The organism is Psychrobacter sp. H29 (assembly GCF_059073055.1).
The window spans coordinates 1615563-1635620 of sequence record NZ_JCACRY010000001.1 but is presented as its reverse complement, the minus strand read 5'-3'; the positions used below and the strand labels follow the sequence as shown (position 1 = coordinate 1635620).

Below are 20058 nucleotides of genomic sequence, written 5' to 3'. Positions count from 1 at the left end.
TACTTGTTGTATTTTTCAAATCAATCAATATTTAGTGAGCTAAGTCTAAAATGATAAAACGACTTTTTGATATTACCGCTGCTACTACAGCCTTAATTGCATTATCTCCAGTGTATGCCATCACTGCCTATAAAGTGAATAAAAACTTAGGTTCGCCAGTACTCTTTCGTCAAACGCGTCCTGGTAAGAATGGTATACCTTTTGAGATGATCAAATTTCGCTCGATGAAAGATGCGACAGATGCAGAGGGTAACGTATTGCCAGACAGTGAGCGCCTGACAGATTTTGGTAAGCGTCTGCGTGATACTAGCTTAGATGAGTTGCCAGAGCTGTGGAACGTAATCAAAGGTGACATGAGTCTTGTAGGGCCACGCCCATTATTGATGGAGTACTTGCCACTATACACTGATGAGCAAAAACGTCGCCATCACGTGCGTCCTGGCATTACAGGCTATGCGCAGATTAATGGGCGTAATGCGATTGGCTGGGATGAAAAATTCGAGCTTGATGCGTGGTATGTTGATAACCAATCGCTATGGCTTGATATAAAGATTTTATTGAAAACAGTCAAAAAAGTGGTCGTCAAAGACGGTATCTCTGCCGAAGGCGAAGCGACCATGCCAAAGTTTGCTGGTAGTACGGTAGAAGAGACAAGCAATGCATGAGGTTTATGCGGTCTATGGCGCATCGGGCTGCGGGCGGAGTCTAATGCCAGTGGCAAAAGCAACGCTACTGCAAACCAATCCTAAAGCAGACTTACTCTTTATTGATGACAGTCTGCAAGCAGTATCGACTATCAACGGTTACCAAGCAATAAATTATCAAGACTTTATTGCGCTAAGTGGCAAAAAAGCTGTTTTAATCGCCATCGCTAACAGTAAAGTACGAGAGACAATTACGAATAAGTTAGCTGCTGATGGTATAGTGCTTTGGTCAGTACAAGCAGACAGTACTGTTATTATGGATGAAGTGACTATAGAAGCAGGTGCAGCGCTTAGTCCGTTCGTGACTGTTGGTTCTAATGTCATTATTGGGAAATGCTTTCATGCCAATCTCTATAGCTATGTAGAGCATGACTGTGTAATCGGCGATTATGTGACTTTTGCGCCGCGTGTCAGCTGCAACGGCAATATTCATATCCATGACCATGCTTATATTGGCGCAGGAGCAGTGATTAAACAAGGTACACCCGATAAGCCTTTGATCATTGGCGAAGGCGCTATTGTAGGTATGGGCGCTGTCGTGACCAAAGATGTCCCAGCGGGAGCAATCGTCGTAGGAAACCCTGCTCATCCGCTTATAAAGGCCTAGACAACATCTATGCAGTTAGTGATTAATTATTATTCGTTATTACCGAGGAACGTATGTTAAATACCGCTTTTTCACCGTGGCCAAGTTTTACTCAGCAAGAAGCAGACAAAGTCAGTCAAGTGTTACTGTCTAACAAAGTTAACTATTGGACGGGACAGGAAGGTCGTCAGTTGGAAAAAGAGTTTGCCGAATGGGCTGATTGTGCGCATGCAGTAGCTGTCAGTAATGGTACACTGGCATTGGATGTGGCATTAAAAGCACTGAATGTAGGCGCAGGTGACGAAGTAGTAGTCACGCCGCGTACGTTTATTGCCAGTATTTCATGCGTTGTTAATGTAGGTGCAGTCCCTGTTTTTGCAGATGTAGAAGAAGAAACTGGTAATATTACTGCTGACTCTATTAAAGCAGTATTGACCAAAAAAACCAAGGCAATAATTTGTGTCCATTTGGCAGGCTGGCCGTGTGACATGGACGCTATCATGTCACTGGCAGATGAGTATGATATATATGTGATTGAAGATTGTGCTCAGGCACATGGTGCACGCTATAAAGGTCGCAGTGTTGGAAGTATTGGTCATATTGGCGCGTGGAGTTTTTGCCAAGACAAGATTATGACGACAGGTGGTGAAGGTGGAATGGTCACCACCAACGACGAGCAGCTGTGGCGTAAGATGTGGGCATATAAAGACCATGGTAAAAGTTATGCTGCTGTGTACGAAACAGAGCATCCACCAGGGTATCGTTGGCTACATGAGAGTTTTGGTACCAACTGGCGTATGCCTGAAATGCAGTCAGCAATCGGACGTATTCAGTTGACGCGTATGGAAGAGTGGACTGCGAGCCGTACTGCTAATGCACACGCTATCTTAGATGCCTGCATACGCTGGGCAGACAAAGGCTATATGTCGGTGCCTAGATTAGAAGATATGTCTGAGTCTACAGATACTAAGCATGCTTACTATAAGCTATATGTCTATGTTCAGCCTGAGAATCTACCAGCAGGGTGGGATCGTGATAGTATTATTGCAGCTATTAATGAGCAAGGCGTGCCATGTTTCTCTGGTTCCGCCTCCGAAGTATATCTAGAAAAGGCATTTGATAATACAGGCTTGCGTCCAGAGGTTAGACTACCAATAGCTCAGCAATTGGGTGAGACAAGCTTGATGTTTTTGGTACACCCAACACTCACTGAGTTAGAAATTAACAAAACAGTTCAAGCATTAGATATGGTGTTAGCAAAAGTCAACACTGATAATTAAAGCTTAGACAAGCTAACAATAGAACCAATAATACGAATTATAGTTATTATATTATCCATTACCGCTTATCTGCTATCGAAAAGCGCCCTTCATAAAGAGTAGATAATTATGTCTAAACCACAAAAATTTAAGCAGATGAGTTTGTTAGTTGCTCTCGGTACGGCATCAATGTTGACTTCAGCACAAAATCTGTATATGAATGATATGAAACTGAAGTCTGAGCTGGACTGGTTAAATGCCCAGGGTGTGACGCATATTAGCACCAGCACATGGCCGTTGACTGCTAATGAGATTACAAATGCACTCAATACAGCTAAAGTGACGACTGATACCCAGCAAAGAGTATTGCAGTCTGTACGTGTCAAGCTGGCTCAAAACCCAAATTCTTTAGTCAAAGCAGAGGCGGAAGCTTACTTACAAACAAACCGCCAGCAGCTGCCACAAACTTTTGCAGATGACAATCTGGCAGGACAGCAGATATCAGCTGCGATAGGACTCAGTGAAGAGAACTGGGAGATGAAGCTACAAGCCAACGTAAAAAACGATGAGCTTACCGATGACGATAGTGATGTTAGTTTTGAGGGATCTTATATCGCTGGTACGGCAGCCAATCAGTGGTTAATAGCAGGTAAAATTCCAGCATGGTGGGGCCCAGGTAATGATGGTAGCCTTATCCGAGGGGATGCTAGCATCCCGGTCACAGGTATTACTATGCAGCGTGATACGCAAACCGCGCCTACGTCAAAATACTTATCTTGGGTAGGACCATGGCAGTATCAGCTGTTTGCTGGTCAATTAGATGATTATGAGGCTATACCAGATGCTAAGCTATTTGGTGCCCGTCTGACCGCGAGTCCATGGGAGTGGTTAGAAGTTGGTGCGTCTCGAACCTTTATGTGGGGCGGGGAAGGTCGTCCAGAGAGTTTTAGCTCCTTTGGTGATGCCGTTTTAGGCACTAAAGATAACGGTGACAATGGTGCTACGATTGGTGAAGATCCTGCTAACCAATTAGGTGGTTTTGATGCGCGTTTAGGTCTAGCGCCTTTGGTTAACGTGCCAGCAGGTGTTTATGCACAATACATAGGTGAAGATGAAGCGGGTGGTTTACCTGCCAAAAATATGTATTTGGCTGGCGTTGATTATGCTTCTGCCGCCTATGGTAAGCCATATCAGTTGTATACCGAGTATGCAGATACACGTACGAGCGGCGAAGTCCGAGGCGTATCTTACGATCATGGTACCTATACCGATGGTTACTACCAGCAAGGCTATCCACTCGGACATTCTTTAGGCGGTGATGCTGAGAGTATATCAGTAGGTGGAAAATTATGGTTAGATGAGCGTAACTTTCTTCATGGCAAGCTACAGCATGCCAAGGTTAATCAGTCAGGAGAGTTAGACCGTCGCACTGGGGAGTCTGACAATCAAGCCTTTCCAACGACGGATAGATTAACAGCTATTGACGTATCATGGGCACATCAATGGCAACCTCAGACACTAATAACGAGCAGAGTATGGGCAGTAGACTTTGATACTCAGTCAACCGATATTGGCGCAGGTGTAGGTATAGAGTTCCAGACTTATTAGACAAGAATAAGTGAATACCTTAGCACTTTAAAAATTAAGAAACGGTCTACTAACATCATAGTAGGCCGTTTTTTATTTGAGCTGTTGCTAGAGCTATGTGTTGGTAAGTTGACGCGCATGTTCCATAAGTAATTTTCAATTTGATGGCCCTTTACTTGTATATTGCATAGCAATGGCTAAAGAGTTACTTTTTAGCTGTACTCTAATACATGCTAGGATTTTGCAGCGTACACAGGTACAATATTATTCTTAGTCAAAGGTTGACGAAGCAAAGGACAGGCATGCAAAGTATTTGCGCGCGCTGTCTTTATTTTTTTATATCGTACCCCCTATTGGAGTTACTATGTCTACTGCTCAAGAATCCGCCACCGTTTTGGACGGCAAAGCACTTGCCAAACAAATAGAACAGGATCTGCGTACACGCGTTGATACGATAAAGGACAAGACTGGACGCACCCCAAGCCTTGCCACGATATTGGTTGGTGATGATCCTGCTTCTGCAACTTACGTTCGCATGAAAGGTAATGCTTGTCGCCGTGTTGGTATGGATTCTATACGTGTTGAGATGCCAAGTGCTACAACCACTGAGCAGCTGATGGCAAAGATAGGTGAGCTAAACAGTAATCCAGATGTACATGGTATTTTGCTGCAGCATCCAGTCCCTGAACATATCGATGAACGTGCGTGTTTTGAGCAAATTGACTTGGCAAAAGATGTCGATGGAGTGACTTGTCTTGGTTTTGGTCGTATGGCTATGCAGCAGCCTGCCTACGGCTCATGTACACCACAAGGCATCATGCATTTGTTAGAGCATCATAATGTCGAATTATCAGGTAAAGAAGCGGTAGTTGTGGGACGTAGTGCTATCTTGGGCAAACCAATGGCGATGATGCTACTCAATGCCAACTGTACGGTGACCATCTGTCATTCAAGAACCCAAGATCTAGCAGCACATATCAAGCGTGCCGATATCGTAGTTGGTGCTGTGGGTGTGCCTGAGCTGATTAAAGCGGAGTGGATCAAAGCAGGCGCCGTGGTTGTTGATGCAGGCTTCCATCCAACAGATGATGGCGGTGTTGGTGATATTGAAATGAATGGTATGGAAAGTATTGCCAGTGCTTATACCCCAGTGCCAGGCGGCGTTGGTCCAATGACTATCAATACGCTTATTCGCCAAACGGTCGATGCTGCTGAAAAGTCAGCAGGTCTAAACATCAGCTGAAAGTAGTGACATGAATGCTGATCGCCGATAGTTAAGAGGCTTGAGGCAATATAGACTCAGGCTAAATCAACCACCTTTTAGTTGATAGGACCTAAAAATGTCTAAGAAAAACGTAGGTTTTCATGAGCGACTGCAAGGTATTGGCAGAGAATTTGTCGATATCTGTCATTATGTCATTTTGTTTTTGATCAGCGTGGTGGTGGTTTGGACGGCAGGTAAGGAGTTTGTTGATATTGTCCAAAAGGGTTCAGCGGACTTAAAAGATATTTTGATGCTGTTTATTTACCTTGAGCTGTTAGCTATGATAGGTATCTATTTTAAGACCCATCGTTTACCCGTTCAGTTTTTGATATTTATTGCCATAACTGCATTATCACGACATTTAGTTGTCGACGTACAGGCGGTCTCGGATTATTTTCACCTATGGCTGCTGGCGACAATTTCTGTAGCGATCATGCTATTGAGTGGCGCTATCGTAGTGCTGACGTGGACCGCAAAAACCTTTGGTCGCCCAGAGGATAATCTCGACAAACAGTATGCAAATTTAACGGTCAAAGCTATGCTACCTGACGATGCACAAGCACCAGATAGTCACACAAAGCATCGCCGTGAGTAATGTTCAATACCTATATATAAAAAAAAGCTACTACTGGTAGCCTTTTTTTATATAGGAATGGGCTATCATAGCCATTTTAGTTTTTTGAAGTTGTAGTATAAGAAGCTACACAACGCGATGATGATAATCATGATCACAAGGTAAGCATATTTCCAATGCAGCTCAGGCATAAAATCAAAATTCATCCCATAGATGCCAGCGATAGCGGTCGGCACCGCTAAGATACCTGCCCATGCTGCAAGCTTACGTACGACTTCATTCTGCCCCATATTGACCATAGCCATATAGGTATTCATAACCACACTTAACATTTCATTGAGGCCGTTAATAGCATCTAGTGAGTGCAAGAGATGGTCGTTCACATCACGGAAATATGGCTTGGCTGCTTGAGAGAAACCAGAGACAATTTCGCTCTTTTTGTGATTGATAAAAAAGCTACAGATGTCTTGGACTGGTAGGATAATAGCTCGCATGTGCACCAGCTGCGACTTGAGTTCATAGAGATTTTTTAGTGTGCCCTTATCAAACTCATAGGTAAAAACGTAGCGCTCTTGCTCACGCAAATACCGACCTAACCGATCAGTGATCGGCATATAGTTATCAACGATAAAATCAAGTATGGCATGCAGCACAAAGATAGGACCCATACGTAGCTTTTCAGGGCGACGATGGCAGTGTTCACGCACAGGGGCGTAGGAGTTTGATGGACCATTGCGAATAGTAATCAGGTAGTTTTTGCCCATGAATATCGCAGTCGTACCATAACGAATGACATTGTCTTCAAGCTTGGCAGTACGTAGCACTACAAAGACCATATCGTTGTCGTAGTTTTCTACCTTGGCACGCTGATGATCAGCGAAGGCATCTTCAATTGCCAACTCATGGATATCAAAAGCGTCTTTTACTTTGACCATGGTTTCTAGGCTGGGGTCATAGAGACCAAGCCAAATAAACTGACCGTTATTACTAAGCGCACGGCTCACATCATTGAGTGCCACCTTGTCTATATTCTCGCCTGTTTTGCGAGAGTAAGCGTAACAGTTGACCACTTCATCGGCACTCGATGAATCAATATCTTCATAGCGTTCAGAGTCAGGATCATAGACCGTCATGGTCTCGATAGTATCTTCTGTTGTCGCATCAACATCGCCATAAATATAGCTGTCATCACCATCTAAATAGAGGTGCTTGTCATTCATATTGGCATAAATGTGGCTCATATTAGAGTCAGGAGCAATATGAGCCGTTTTTTTGATTAATTGGTTATTGTCGTTTTCCATATATCCTCCTACCACATAATAAAAAACTGCAATAATCTAAAAGCTGATGTCTAAAAACCGTGAGCATGACTGCTGTGACTGAGTATGGCTAAGTACTAATGCCCTTTATTTAGCAATCCTTTATAAGGCATAGCTTTTTAGGGTGTCAATATCTACCAATGCCAATAGGCTCTCGTGACAGGCTTCTAGTTTGATTTGTGGCGCGATATCAAAGTCTAATGCTTCAACCCAGCGCAGTGCACAAATACACCAATAATCACCAGGTTTGAGACCTGCAAAATTGTATTCAGGTAATGGGGTGATCAGGTCGTTACCGCGACTGGCTGAAAAGTTCAAAAACTCGCTGGTCATCTTGGCGCAAACCGTATGCTGACCAACGTCGTGATTGCCAGTATGACAAAAACCGTTGCGGTAATAGCCGGTGATAGGATCGAAGCAACAGCTGGCAAGGGCTGTGCCTAGTACGTTGGTTTGGTTATTGGCAGGGTTTGGGTGATAATCAGATGACATAAGGCTTCCGAGATAAAAATATGGGTTAGTGTATCATGAGTATGTGCCAAAAACGCTGCTGCAAACGTACGCAGCACGCGATATATAACAAAAAATACACGCTATCATCATTCACATCTTAATCAAATAAATGTCGTGTTAAACCCTATCGTAGACAGGTCATAGATGAGACAGTATCTGCTTTACTAATAAGGCGTCATCAGATGTTAATTAGATACCGATTGGAGATAATTGTCACTAGGCGAACCTTAAGTGCTATGCTAAACTAAAGCATAAAGTGCCTTGATTATTTGTCGCAATTTTTCAGCGCATAAAGATACTCGTCTTATCATTCAAAATTATACTTATTATTCACCCTTTTGCGGTTACCTGGTTTGTTTATAAATAATTGGGTCAATGATGTTGCGTGTTGAAAAAACACGGCGTCAATATTTGGCAAAACAACCCTTTGAGTACCGCTTCATTACCGCGTTTTTGGTAAGCGATACGCCAAACAAGGATTTATTGTGTCTGTTAGTTCTGATTCTGCAAAACCTACCCAGCAAAACTCCATAAACGAGACAGCGACTCAGCCTGCAAAAGACAGCGCTGCATCTAATAGCATGCCCTATCTGAGTGGTTTTGCGAGCGATGTTGCCAACAGCTGGCTATTACCTGATGGGGTAGTCGATGTACTGTTCGAAGATGCGCATAAGCAAGAAGTGCTTAGGCATCAATTGATTGAGCAGCTTATCACTCACGGCTATCAGCTTGTTTGTCCACCCATGCTCGAGTTTACTGAATCTTTGCTCAGTGATGCATCAGAAGATCTCAAGCGTCAGACCTTTAAGATCATCGATCAGCTGACCGGACGTCTAATGGGTGTGCGTGCTGATATTACGCCGCAGATCTTACGTATAGATGCGCATCATGGCGGTACGGGTATTGCACGTTATTGTTACGTTGGTGATGTGATCCATACGTTGCCATCAGGACTGTTTGGCTCGCGTACACCGTTACAGTTAGGTGCTGAAATATTTGGTTGTGAATCACTGACAGCAGACATTGAACTGATTGATGTGTTATTTACAATGGTAAATAACTTAAATATGAGCGCTGCGCTTCATATTGACTTGGGTCATGTAGCGATATTTAAGCGCCTAGCTGAATTGGCTGAGTTACCAGATAACGCGACTGAGCGCTTGATGTATTTATATGCCAATAAAAACCTTCCAGAACTCAAGCGCGTCTGCCGTGAGTTGCCGATGGGCGATGATTTTTATGTGTTGGCACGCTTCGGTCATGATATCGCAAACTTGTTGGCCAAATTGTCAGACGCAGCGCAACAAGACAGCCAAATCGCAACCGCTGTGGATGAGCTACAACGTCTAAAATCTCATTTAGAAGATCAGTGGCAGTGCCCAGTCAGTATCGATGTGACCGAGCTATCAGGCTATCACTATCATACGGGTATCGTATTCAACGGCTATATCAATAGTGAGACCCAGCCACTAGTACGTGGTGGTCGCTTTGATGGTATGCAGAGCCAAACGCAAACCTTACGCGCCGCCACCGGCTTTAGTATGGATATCAGTCGCTTGCTCGCTCATACACAGCTTGATGCGCCAACTATTGTACTGGTTGATTTTGGATCGCTGGCTGACGCATCTGCAGATGAGACACAAACGTTATCTGTGCAAGTTGAGAGTCTGCGCCAGCAAGGTTACCGCGTCACCATGCCATTGAACGCAGATGATCGTCCACATGACGTTACTCATCGACTGGTTATGACGGACAATCAATGGCATCTACAAACTGTTTAGTTGCCAGTTCAATAAATAAAATTTATTAAGTACACGTTATTAGAACGCTCAATGGTTCGTTAGATAAAAAGATACAGTAAATAAAGCACAAAGCTATTTTAGCTTTCCAACTGTTATTGCACACACCTCAATACATAAAGGTAAGGATTGATCATGGGTAAGAATGTTGTAGTCTTGGGTAGCCAATGGGGCGACGAAGGTAAGGGTAAAATCGTTGATTTACTTACCGAAAAAGCCTCAGCAGTAGCCCGCTTCCAAGGCGGTCATAATGCTGGTCACACGTTGGTTGTCGATGGCAAAACCACTGTCTTGCATTTGATTCCATCAGGTATCTTGCGTGAAGGCGTGACCTGTTTTATTGGTAATGGCGTGGTACTCGCACCTGACGCACTACTAAAAGAGATGAAAGAGCTAGAAGACAACAATGTACCAGTACGTGAGCGTCTGCGTATCTCTCCTAACTGCCCGCTGATCATGCCTTATCATGTGGCACTTGATCAAGCTCGCGAAGCCAAGCGCGGCAGCGGTAAAATCGGTACAACAGGTCGCGGTATCGGTCCTGCCTACGAAGACAAAGTAGCACGCCGTGCAATCAAGCTTGCTGATTTGTTCCGTGAAGATCTAGAAGAGAAGCTACGTAACCTCATTGAATATCACAATTTCCAACTGACTGAATACTACAAAGTTGACGCGATTGATTTTGATGAGACACTCAAGCTATGCCAAGAGTGGAAAGAAGAAATTAAAGGTATGGTTACTGATGTCACCGAAGACCTAAATCAATTGCGTTTGGCTGGCAAGAACCTTATGTTTGAAGGTGCTCAAGGTACACTACTTGATATCGATCATGGTACCTATCCGTTTGTGACCAGCTCAAGCGTGACAGCAGGTGGCGTATCTACGGGTACTGGTATCGGTCCATTGTACTTAGATTATGTACTTGGTATCACTAAAGCTTACACCACGCGTGTGGGTAGCGGCCCGTTCCCAACAGAACTGTTCGATGATGTTGGTGCTCATCTTGCCAAAGTCGGTCATGAGTTTGGTGCAACAACTGGTCGTGCGCGTCGCTGTGGTTGGTTCGATGCGGAAGCGCTACGCCGTGCCGTAGTACTTAACTCGATGTCAGGTATCTGTCTGACCAAGCTTGACGTACTAGATGGTCTTGAGGAATTGCTCATTGGTGTGGGTTATAACCTACCTGAGACTGAGTGCGCAGGCGCGCATGATGCTGAATTCTATGAGTCAGTAACGCCTAAGTACGAGACTATGCAAGGGTGGAGTGAGTCAACGGTTGGTGTTACTAACTATGACGACCTACCAGAGAACGCTAAAAAATACATCAAACGTATCGAAGCGTTGATTGGTTGCCCAGTTGACATCATCTCAACTGGTCCTGATCGCGAAGAGACGATCGTATTACGTGACCCATATGATGCTTAATTTTCACTATACATCTTAGTGAATCATTTTTAGTATTAATAAAAATCCCAGTGCTGAGCATTGGGATTTTTACTTTTTTGCAAGGTATGGTCATAAATTAACCCTATCATTTATAGTCTTAATCATTATAATAGGCAGCAATCCTATGTTGGCACTCAGGTATTAGATTTGACTGACCATGAGTTAGTTAAGTGAGCTGAGGCCAATATGGCGGCTAAAGATAAAACAAAGTATTAACCCTTTCATTTTTTATCGAATTTATCATTTATTAGGAGCTTTTCATGGCTAACGAACGTACTTTATCTATCATCAAACCTGACGCAGTTGCTGGCAACCACATCGGCGCTATCTATAGCCGCTTTGAACAAGCTGGTCTAAAAATCGTTGCCGCTAAAATGCTACAACTTGATGACGAAAAAGCAGGCGGTTTTTACGCTGAGCACGCTGAGCGTCCATTTTACAACGACCTAAAGTCATTCATGATGTCAGGTCCAGTATTGGTATCAGTACTAGAAGGCGAAAACGCTATCGCTCAGCACCGTGAAATCATGGGCGCTACTAACCCAAAAGAAGCAGCTGAAGGCACTATCCGTGCTGACTTCGCTAGCAGCATCGACGAAAACGCAGTACATGGTTCAGACTCAGCTGAATCAGCAGCACGTGAAATCAGCTACTTCTTCAGCGATGACGAAGTTTGTGCACGTACGCGCTAATAGCAGCAGTTATTAATGTCAGCTACTCTGTAGCATAGTGATTGTTAATAATTGGTTTTGCAAGACGGCTTATATCTTATGGGTATAGGCCGTTTTAGCTATTTGCTGATGGGCAACTTCGATTATAATAAAGCAATCTAGATTGAAATTATCTGAAGAGTCCCTCATTATAAGTCCTATTTATTCTTACCAAAATCGTCATAAAGTCTTGCAATTTAGGATAGTGATATAAAGACTCACATATCGTCGGTTGATTTCTCTGTCAGATTGCTAAACACTCAAACTATGAAAACACTTAAATTACGCATCAAAAACAAGCACGTCAATCAGCTCAATAAACTGGCTGAGGCGGTTAATTTTGTGTGGAACTATGTAAATGATTTGAGTTTTAAGCATGTGCAACGTACTGGGCGTTTCTTTTCAGCTTACGATATTGCACCGTACACCAAAGGTGCAGGCGAATTTTTAGGTCTGCACAGCCAAACGCTTCAAGCAATCACTGAAACTCATGCTAAAAGCCGAAAACAATTTAAAAGAGCCAAATTAAACTGGCGTACCAATAATCCGAAAGCCAAACGTAGGTCGCTTGGCTGGATCCCTTTTAAGAAATCTGCAATCAGGTATTTGGGTATCAAGAAGGCAGGAAAGAAAAGTCTTAAATCTATAATTCAATTTAGCCTTGCAAAAGGCCAAAAAATTACTATCGACGTCTGGGATAGCTATAACTTATCTTTGTATAACATTAACACCTGTGAGCTCGTACAAGACAGCCGTGGACTATGGTATGCGTGCGTGACTGTTAAAGAGCACTCAAACTTGAAGTGTGGTACTGGTAAGGTTGGTATCGACTTAGGATGTAAAAAAGCGGCAACTACCAGTGATGGCGATACTCTAGCTACCAAGCTAACTTATGAATATGCAGCTAAATTAGGCATTGCTCAACGAGCCAATAATAAAAGGCGTGTCAAAGCGATTCATGCCAAGATAAAAAATACCCGGCAACATCTAATCCATGTTTTCACCAGCAAACTGGTTAAAAACAACAATATAATTATTATTGGTAAACTTCAATCGAGATCATTCATCTCAAGCAAGCTAGCAAAATCTGTTTATGATGCTAGTTGGTTCGAAGTGAAGCGGCAACTGGATTATAAATGCAAGCATGCAGGTTGCCGTTACTTAGAAGTGAATGAAAATTACACAACCCAAACCTGTTCGTGTTGCGGTTCACGCCAAAACAGTCCAAAAGGTAGAAAAGGCTTAGGAATAAGAGAATGGTCTTGTGCTCAGTGTGGCACAACGCATGATAGAGATGTCAATGCGGCAAAGAATATTCTTGCGGTCGGGCTTGACCGTCTAGCAGTAGGAATCTCTTCATTTTAGAGAGGAAGTCAACAATCCCTTATCAGCATCCTCTAATCAGTATCAACGCGTTGTATTGGCATTGGTTGCTCATGAGATAAACGCTACGCTCATAACGGATTGCTCATGCATTCAAGCCATACGTGTGTACGGCAACGCTCATATCAATAATTGCATCGCTTATTAGACTGATGCAAAAAGGTTACCTATTATGTCAACTGTTCAAGCACCAACCCAGCACATACCTGCCAAGCTTACTGACAGTATTAAGTTAGTAGACGAGGCACATGCCAAAACCAATCTACTGGGTATGACCCAAGCGCAGCTGGCTGATTACTTCAAAAGTATCGGCGAAAAACCATTTCGTGCTACTCAGGTTGTTAAATGGATATATCAGCATGGGGTTACCGACTTTGAGCAAATGACCAATTTGAGCAAATCCTTGCGTGATAAATTATCGCTCAATGCTTGCGTGGAACCGCCCAAAGTGATTCATCGCCAATACAGCGATGATGGTACACGTAAGTGGGTGTTTGAAGTGACGGGCGGCTCATTGGTTGAGACGGTGTTGATTCCAGCAGATGACAGTAAGCTAAATGGCCGTAAAACGTTGTGTGTGTCTTCACAAGTCGGCTGTGCGCTTGATTGTAGTTTTTGTAGTACGGGTAAGCAGGGTTTTGAGCGCGATTTGAGTGCCGCTGAGATTATTGGACAGCTATGGGTTGCCAATGCCTCATATATGACTGACGAAAACGAAAGCTTAGAAAATGTCGATCACAGTCTATGGGAAAACAATGTCACCAACGTCGTCATGATGGGTATGGGTGAGCCGCTATTAAACTATAAGCCCGTGGTTGGCTCAATGGAATTGATGCTCAGCGATCATGCTTATGGGTTATCAAAGCGCCGTGTGACTTTATCAACATCAGGTGTCGTTCCCAAAATGTATCAACTTGCCCAAGACATTGATGTGGCATTAGCGATCTCATTGCATGCGCCAAACGATGAGCTGCGTAATGAGCTGGTGCCAATCAATAAAAAGTATCCATTAGATGAGCTGATTGCCGCTGCAAAAAACTACGTCTATGATGTTAATCCACGTCACAAAAAGCACGTCACCATTGAGTATGTGATGCTTGACGGGGTCAATGATAGCAATGAACATGCGCATCAGTTGGTCGCACTATTAGACGGTCTACCAAGTAAGATCAATCTTATCCCGTTCAATCCGTTCCCACATGCGCCATATGATAAGTCGAGCAACAACCGTATTCATGCGTTTAGTAATATACTTAGCGAAGCCGGATTTGTCTGTACTATTCGCCAAACGCGCGGTGATGATATTGACGCGGCTTGTGGTCAGTTGGTTGGACAAGTGGCTGATCGTACCAGACGTTCGGCTGCATGGCAGCAAAGCATCAAGGATCGTGAAAACGGTTGATGCAAGTCATAGAAGTACCTAACGTAGGCGCTTAGCTGTCATTTGTCTGTCGCAATGGTAACGAAAATGTATCAATAACGCTCGAGACTGAAGAACACAGCAATTAATAACAACTAAATTGTACTTATAGGGGTTAAATCTATTAAACTGATGCCTCGATGATCAAATGCATTGAACCACAGTTTTATGATGGCGGCTATGATGACTTCTAAAAATTCTTGTCAGTTTGAACCTAACAAACCATTTTTTAAACGTTATAAGCAAATAGGCGTGATGACGACTCACGTCAATGCGCCGAAACAAATGTTGTTTATGGCTGTGCTCGCAGGATCATTATTAAGTGGTTGTCAGAGCACGTCAAGTAATGATCTGACAGGTGGTACAGTCTATCAAACCTCTACGGGCGCAAGCGGTGATCGCAATTCAGACCAACAAGAAGTTGCACGTGTGCGCACCTCACTGGCGGCACAATATATCCGTAAAAATGAGCTGGATGCGGCGCAGCGTCAGCTTGAAAAAGCCTTTGCTGCCGATAGCCGTTACGCGCCAGCCTATGATATGATGGGCGTTTTGTTGCAACAAGAAGGCAGCCGCATCAATCTTGCAAAAGCCGATCAGTACTTCAAAAAAGCAATCGCGCTAGACAAAGATTTTGTGCAAGCACACAATAATTATGGTGTTTACTTGTCACAGGCGAAGCGCTATCGCGAGGCGGCAGAGCAGTTCGAGATTGCAGGCGCATCATTAGGCTATGAAGGCCGTATCGGTGCATTAGAAAATCTAGGGCGCACATACCTTCAGCTGGGTGATAACAGCGCCGCTGCCAAAGCGTTCTTGCGAGCGCTTGATGGTAACCGCAATAGCATCATCGCCCATATCGAATTGGTTGATTTGTTGCTTGAACAACAGCGCGTACCGCAAGCTCAAAGATTATATGATGAGACATTGATATTGGTGCAAGGGCAGGGCATTAGCCCCCGCTTGCTCCTACAAGGTATCAAACTTGCAGCAGCACAAAAAAACACGACAACGCGCCAGCAATTGGCCCAGCAGCTTTTATCTGCTTATCCACTGAGCGATGAAGCGAAACAACTTAAGACTTGGCTTAACAATCCAGAGGCACCATGGAAATGACCACCCCATCATCGAACACTCAATCTAACGCTCAGGGATCATTTGGTGCCATGTTGCAGCAAGCCCGAAAAACTAAGCAAGTCAGTTTAGATGAGGCGGCCGCCGAGTTATTTATTTTAAAACGCCATCTAGAGGCATTAGAGAGCGAAAACTTCTCTGAACTACCACAAGCCGCCTTTGCTCGTGGCTTTGCCATCAACTATGCCAAATACTTGGGTCTGGATTCAGCCAAAATCGCAAGTAGCTTCGATGCCGCCTATCCTAATGAGCTTAAAGCCAAGTCAGTAAATAACACGGATACGCCACTGCGACCAATGGGAACATTGCAGCGTGATACGCATAGTCGTATCCGTTTCAATCCACTATTGATCATCGGTGTGATTGGACTCATTATTTTGGCGATATTTTTATTCCGTATGGTGAGTAATGCGAGTAAAGAAAATAACCAAGAGCCTGTCGCTGCTGTGGAAGATGTATCAGCCATAGAGCAAGCGCAGGGGGCCGCGATTAACATTGATAATGATGCCAGTAGCGTTGGCGCTTCTGGCTCTGCGCTGAATCTGGGTGATGCCAATGCTAGTACGGCTTTTCTGAATGTTAAGTTGAGCGATGATGCCGTAGTTAGTATCACTGATGCCTCTGGCAATAATCTGATTAGCGGGGACCAGACAGCTGGCGACTATGATCTATCAGGTATGCCACCATTCGACGTGCAAATCGATAATATCGATAATGTCAGCTTGATGCTTAACCAAGAAACGGTCGCTTTAGAGACTTATGCAACTGATAAGCAAGCGACTTTTGAGTTAACGCCTTAATTGTTGATGAAAGGTTTGATTGCCTGTTTTCGCTAAAGTGGTCACATGTGCAAGCTCGTTTATATATACAAGCCAGTGGCTTTTTTATTTTTGATTCAAGGATTTATGTATGTCAATGCCATCACCTATCAACCGTCGTTTGACCAAACAAATCTATGTGGGTGATGTTGCAATTGGTGGTGATGCGCCAATCAGTGTGCAGAGTATGACCAATACTGACACCTGTGATGTGGCCGCAACGGTTGCCCAAATCGAGCGCTGTGTTGAAGCTGGTGCTGATCTAATGCGGGTGTCAACGCCAACGATGGATACCGTAAAAGCCTTTGGCGAGATTCGTAAACTTGTGAGCGTGCCTCTCATTGCAGACGTACATTTCGATCATAAAATTGCTCTGGCAGTTGCTGAAGCAGGTGCTGATTGCTTACGTATCAACCCTGGTAACATCGGTAGCGATGCCAAGGTGCGTGAAGTGGTTGCTTGTGCCAAACATCATAATATTCCTATCCGTATTGGCGTCAATGCAGGCTCTTTAGAGAAAGACATTCAGCGTAAATATACTGAGCCAACTGGGGAGGCGATGCTTGAGTCCGCGATGCGCCATATCGATATTTTAGAGCGCCTTAACTTTGATCAGTACAAAGTATCTGTCAAAGCCAGTAATGTGTTTTTGACACTAGATGCTTATCGTCTAATATCAGCACAAATTGATAATCCACTTCATCTTGGGGTAACCGAAGCGGGGGTATATCGTACTGGTGCGGTGAAGTCTGCAATTGCCCTTGGTGGTCTCTTACTAGACGGTATTGGTGATACTATTCGCATCTCTTTAGCTGCCGAGCCTGAAGAAGAGATTAAGATTGGTTTTGATATCTTAAAATCGCTGAATATCCGTTCAAATGGCGTCAACTTTATCGCTTGCCCAAGTTGCTCGCGTCAAGAGTTTGATGTGATTAGAGTGATGACAGCGTTAGAGTCGCGTTTAGAAGATATCCGTGAACCGATGGATTTATCTGTCATTGGTTGCAAGGTAAACGGTCCAGGAGAAGCCAAAGAGGCAGATATCGGTATCGTTGGCGCCGCACCAAGATCGCTAGTCTATCGTATGGGCGAAAAAAGCCATCTTATTGATACCGACAATTTGGTCGATGAAATAGAAAGCATGGTTCGTGCTCACGCAGAAGACTTGGCAAAAAAGCGCGAAAACGAAATCATTCGCGTAAGATAGGCCAGTGTGTTGATACATGTGTCAAACTGATACACAACGTCAAGCAGTTAATTTAAAACACGATGAACATTTAGATAGATAACAACAATAGATATACCTGTTAAATTTTTAAGGATACGACCGTACCATGATCAAAGCTATTAAAGGGTTCAATGATATTTTGCCTGATCAATCAGCAAAATGGCTACATCTAGAAGCAATATTGGCTGATGTACTTGGTAGATATGGTTACGAGCATATCCGCCTGCCTATCGTTGAGCAGACTGATCTGTTTGCACGTGCCATTGGCGGCGCTACTGATATCGTCGAAAAAGAGATGTATAGCTTTACGGATAAGTCTGAGCCGCCCACGCCTTTGACGCTACGTCCTGAAGGTACGGCAGGCGCAGTACGCGCTGTCATCGAGCATAATCTGCTGCGCGGTGATACTCCTAAGCTTTGGTACATCGGTCCAATGTTTCGCTATGAGCGTCCGCAAAAAGGCCGCTATCGTCAGTTTCATCAGTTGGGTGTCGAAAGCTTTGGTAGTGCGTTACCAGACGCTGACGCTGAACTGATTGCGATGACCCATCTAATGTGGCAAGAGTTGGGCCTAAAAGATGAGATGCATTTGCAGCTTAATAGCTTAGGTGAGAGTGATGAGCGTTATGCTTATCGCGAAGCATTGGTCGCTTATTTAACTGACAAAAAAGATCAGTTGGATGAAGACAGTCAGCGCCGTTTGACGACCAATCCGCTACGTATCCTAGATAGTAAAGAGGCGAGTACACAAGCACTGTTGGCAGACGCGCCAAAGCTGGCAGAATTCTTGGGTACAGAGAGTAAGGCGCACTTCGATCAAGTTCAGTCATACTTAACAACACTTGGCATCAATTTTGAAATTAACCCGCATCTGGTACGCGGGCTTGATTACTATAATAAAACGGTCTTTGAGTGGGTAACGGACAAGTTAGGTAGCCAAGCGACAGTTTGTGCTGGTGGTCGTTATGACGGTCTGATCGGACAGTTAAAGTCTACGGGCACTGATGGTAGCAAGCCGGCAAAATCTGAACCAGGCGTTGGTTTTGCGATGGGGCTTGAGCGCTTGTTGTTACTTATGGAAGCGGTTGCACCAATTGCTGATGTACCTGCTTGTGATGTGTTCGTTGTCGCTCACCCAGAGGTTTATAGTGCTGGTGTTGATTATGCACAACGTTTACGCTACAGTCGCCCAGATGTACGTGTAAAAATGGCAAGTGCCACTAGCTTAAAAGCACAAATGAAAAAAGCAGATAAGTCAGGCGCTGCACTAACGGTTATTATTGCGCAGCAAGAGCTAGATGATAATACAATCAGTGTTAAAGACATGCAGACAGGTGAGCAGCAAACGGTCGTACAAGACTGGTTATCGAGCAAAGACAACTTTTCTCGTGGCTAATCATCTTGTTATACCGTGGTTTTGATTTTGGTATCAGTAAATTAATGTACATTTTATCAGGTAAATATATATGGCTCTGACCCCCAACTCGCCGAATGCAGACAACTCCATGCAAGCACTAAAGCAGTATGGCAGTTATATCGTCACTGCGATTTTGTTGGCGCTGGCCGCTTATTTTGGCTGGACATACTGGCAGAATAACCATGCGCGCGTAGATACGGTCGCCGCCGATCAATACGCAGATATCCAGCGATTGAGTGAAGAGGTCAGCATCGCATCGCAGAACCCAGATCTAGAAGCACAAGCGCAAGAAGCTCTGGCACAGAGCCGCACACAATTAGACGAGAATATTGATGCATTAGTAAGCACCCATGGCGACTCAGTTTATGCGTGGCAAGCACTAATGATTAAGGCTCGCCAGCAAGTAGATAGCGATGACTTCACTGCAGCAACTGAGACGCTCAAGCAAGCACTCGCAATTGACTTGGGGGATGCGGGGTTAGAGGCGATTACTCGTCTGCGTTATGCCAAGACATTACTGGCTACTGGGGACGCAGATGCAGCTTTATCAGAAGCCAATAACGATATGCCAAGCTCGTTTGAAGCCAGTCAGCAAGAATTACTAGGTGATATTTATTTGGTTCAAGACAACAAAGACTCAGCGATCAAGTCTTACAATAATGCTTGGGAGCTGTTACGTAGCCGTCAAGAAACGCGTGCAGTATTGGCATTAAAAATGGAAAGTCTAGGTATCACGCCTGAGCCTATTGCAGAGCAAGCGAGTCTTGTTCAAGAGTCAGCGACTCCTGAACAGCCATTAGTGGTTGATAGCTCAGAAAGTGTGGCCGTTGAGATGGTACAGTAAGTAGGATTGTATTGAACGATAACACTAATAGTAGTCGCTTAAATAATAGTTAG

General features: G+C 44.1%; 18 protein-coding genes. 16 read left to right on the top strand and 2 right to left on the bottom strand.

All coding sequences use genetic code 11. The features are described 5' to 3' along the window. Window positions 1-50 precede the first annotated feature (50 nt). The 6 genes from AC5JP1_RS06400 to AC5JP1_RS06375 all read left to right on the top strand — a co-directional run bounded on the left by AC5JP1_RS06400 (window position 51) and on the right by AC5JP1_RS06375 (window position 5995). Window positions 51-665 (top strand): sugar transferase, encoded by a 615-nt coding sequence (locus tag AC5JP1_RS06400; protein ID WP_493843553.1) that lies wholly within the window; start codon window positions 51-53, stop codon window positions 663-665. Next, on the top strand, window positions 658-1311 hold the full coding sequence (locus AC5JP1_RS06395; RefSeq protein WP_493843552.1) for a NeuD/PglB/VioB family sugar acetyltransferase: 654 nt from the start codon (window positions 658-660) through the stop codon (window positions 1309-1311). Before AC5JP1_RS06400 ends, AC5JP1_RS06395 begins: the two co-directional genes overlap by 8 nt. 53 nt (window positions 1312-1364) lie before the next feature. Further along, window positions 1365-2570, top strand: a complete 1206-nt coding sequence (locus tag AC5JP1_RS06390) for a DegT/DnrJ/EryC1/StrS family aminotransferase (RefSeq protein ID WP_493843551.1) — start codon at window positions 1365-1367, stop codon at window positions 2568-2570. Window positions 2571-2678: 108 nt separating this feature from the next. Continuing rightward, complete coding sequence (locus AC5JP1_RS06385) at window positions 2679-4157, top strand: capsule assembly Wzi family protein (RefSeq protein WP_493843550.1); 1479 nt, start codon at window positions 2679-2681, stop codon at window positions 4155-4157. Between the two features lie 343 nt (window positions 4158-4500). Next, entirely contained in the window at window positions 4501-5379 is an 879-nt protein-coding gene (gene folD / locus AC5JP1_RS06380; RefSeq protein ID WP_493843549.1) for a bifunctional methylenetetrahydrofolate dehydrogenase/methenyltetrahydrofolate cyclohydrolase FolD, read from the top strand. 97 nt (window positions 5380-5476) lie between these two features. After that, entirely contained in the window at window positions 5477-5995 is a 519-nt protein-coding gene (locus tag AC5JP1_RS06375; protein WP_319049962.1) for a phosphate-starvation-inducible protein PsiE, read from the top strand. 65 nt (window positions 5996-6060) lie between these two features. Here the strand turns inward: AC5JP1_RS06375 and corA are convergent, their stop codons facing one another. Further along, on the bottom strand, window positions 6061-7215 hold the full coding sequence (gene corA, locus AC5JP1_RS06370; protein WP_493844443.1) for a magnesium/cobalt transporter CorA: 1155 nt from the start codon (window positions 7213-7215) through the stop codon (window positions 6061-6063). Window positions 7216-7395: 180 nt separating this feature from the next. Continuing rightward, window positions 7396-7785 carry a DUF2237 family protein gene (locus tag AC5JP1_RS06365; RefSeq protein ID WP_319049964.1) on the bottom strand — a complete coding sequence of 130 codons (390 nt, stop codon included), beginning with the start codon at window positions 7783-7785 and terminating at the stop codon, window positions 7396-7398. 506 nt (window positions 7786-8291) lie between these two features. On the opposite strand from AC5JP1_RS06365, the gene AC5JP1_RS06360 reads away from it, so the two are divergent. The 10 genes from AC5JP1_RS06360 to AC5JP1_RS06315 all read left to right on the top strand — a co-directional run bounded on the left by AC5JP1_RS06360 (window position 8292) and on the right by AC5JP1_RS06315 (window position 20005). Continuing rightward, on the top strand, window positions 8292-9587 hold the full coding sequence (locus AC5JP1_RS06360) for an ATP phosphoribosyltransferase regulatory subunit (RefSeq protein WP_493843548.1): 1296 nt from the start codon (window positions 8292-8294) through the stop codon (window positions 9585-9587). A 153-nt stretch (window positions 9588-9740) separates the two neighbouring features. Continuing rightward, window positions 9741-11030, top strand: a complete 1290-nt coding sequence (locus AC5JP1_RS06355) for an adenylosuccinate synthase (protein WP_493843547.1) — start codon at window positions 9741-9743, stop codon at window positions 11028-11030. A gap of 281 nt (window positions 11031-11311) precedes the next feature. Beyond that, window positions 11312-11743, top strand: a complete 432-nt coding sequence (gene ndk, locus AC5JP1_RS06350; RefSeq protein ID WP_057759031.1) for a nucleoside-diphosphate kinase — start codon at window positions 11312-11314, stop codon at window positions 11741-11743. Between the two features lie 285 nt (window positions 11744-12028). Beyond that, window positions 12029-13126: an RNA-guided endonuclease InsQ/TnpB family protein gene (locus AC5JP1_RS06345; RefSeq protein ID WP_319049967.1), complete on the top strand. Its 1098-nt coding sequence runs from the start codon at window positions 12029-12031 to the stop codon at window positions 13124-13126. 190 nt (window positions 13127-13316) lie between these two features. Beyond that, a complete protein-coding gene (rlmN, locus tag AC5JP1_RS06340; protein ID WP_493843546.1) occupies window positions 13317-14546 on the top strand; it encodes a dual-specificity RNA methyltransferase RlmN in 1230 nt (409 codons plus the stop codon). A 198-nt stretch (window positions 14547-14744) separates the two neighbouring features. Next, window positions 14745-15680: a type IV pilus biogenesis/stability protein PilW gene (gene pilW, locus AC5JP1_RS06335; RefSeq protein WP_493843545.1), complete on the top strand. Its 936-nt coding sequence runs from the start codon at window positions 14745-14747 to the stop codon at window positions 15678-15680. Beyond that, window positions 15671-16498 (top strand): helix-turn-helix domain-containing protein, encoded by an 828-nt coding sequence (locus AC5JP1_RS06330; RefSeq protein WP_493843544.1) that lies wholly within the window; start codon window positions 15671-15673, stop codon window positions 16496-16498. Before pilW ends, AC5JP1_RS06330 begins: the two co-directional genes overlap by 10 nt. 109 nt (window positions 16499-16607) lie before the next feature. Further along, window positions 16608-17723, top strand: coding sequence for a flavodoxin-dependent (E)-4-hydroxy-3-methylbut-2-enyl-diphosphate synthase (gene ispG / locus AC5JP1_RS06325; RefSeq protein ID WP_443524703.1), 1116 nt, complete (start codon window positions 16608-16610; stop codon window positions 17721-17723). A 127-nt stretch (window positions 17724-17850) separates the two neighbouring features. Further along, window positions 17851-19140 carry a histidine--tRNA ligase gene (hisS, locus tag AC5JP1_RS06320; protein ID WP_493843543.1) on the top strand — a complete coding sequence of 430 codons (1290 nt, stop codon included), beginning with the start codon at window positions 17851-17853 and terminating at the stop codon, window positions 19138-19140. Window positions 19141-19210: 70 nt separating this feature from the next. After that, window positions 19211-20005 carry a YfgM family protein gene (locus AC5JP1_RS06315; RefSeq protein ID WP_493843542.1) on the top strand — a complete coding sequence of 265 codons (795 nt, stop codon included), beginning with the start codon at window positions 19211-19213 and terminating at the stop codon, window positions 20003-20005. The last annotated feature ends 53 nt before the right edge of the window (window positions 20006-20058 follow it).